This is a genomic window from Parendozoicomonas sp. 209JJ7-1, assembly GCF_058147085.1.
The window spans coordinates 1-764 of sequence record NZ_JBYVJU010000098.1 but is presented as its reverse complement, the minus strand read 5'-3'; the positions used below and the strand labels follow the sequence as shown (position 1 = coordinate 764).

Genomic DNA, 764 nt, shown 5'->3' with positions numbered 1-764 from the left:
TAGCAATGTATGGGCTTTGGAAGCCGTGCTATTGGATGCAAAGCGCAAAGGCGTTGATGGTCTTATAAATCTTGGAGATATTTTGTATGGGCCTTTGGCTCCAAGAGAAACTTATGACCTTCTCCAAACAGAAGAAATAGTAACGATTCAAGGGAATCAAGATCGCCAAATTTATCAAGCTACAGAATCAGAGATTTCCTCAAACCCCACAATGCAATTTATCCTATCCGAGTTGGGTAAAGAGCCGCTTCAATGGATGAGAGAATTACCCACAACCCAGTCTCTGAATACTGAGGTTTTCCTCTGTCATGGCACCCCAGAGAATGATTTAGTCTATATGCTTGAGGATATTTCTGAGGGCTATGCCAGAGTAAGGCCAGAAACAGAAATCTTGGATTTTTTGGTAGGGATTCAGGAATCATTGATCTTATGTGGTCATACTCATATTCCACGTTCTGTGCAGCTCAGTAATGGAAAACTTGTTGTAAACCCTGGAAGCGTTGGGTTGCCAGCTTATTTTGACGATGAACCAATTCCTCATAAAATGGAAAACTATTCCAATTTGGCTTCTTACTGCACAGTCGAAAACACATTATCTGGTTGGCAGGTTGAGCATATGAAAGTTCCATACAAACATGAGTACGCTGTCCAGGCTGCAAAGCAGAGAAACCGCATGGACTGGGCTATAGCCTTGGAGAGCGGAAGAACCGCCATGTAACAAGCGCATCCAGGTGACGCCTTCGGCGCACCTGATGCGGGCGTTA

Annotated in this window: 1 protein-coding gene; it reads left to right on the top strand. The window is 44.1% G+C overall.

The window, feature by feature from the left end:
• The coding region (locus ACY2RQ_RS19535) for a metallophosphoesterase family protein (protein ID WP_490114687.1) at positions 1-718 on the top strand (718 nt) is incomplete at its 5' end.
• Positions 719-764: the final 46 nt, after the last annotated feature.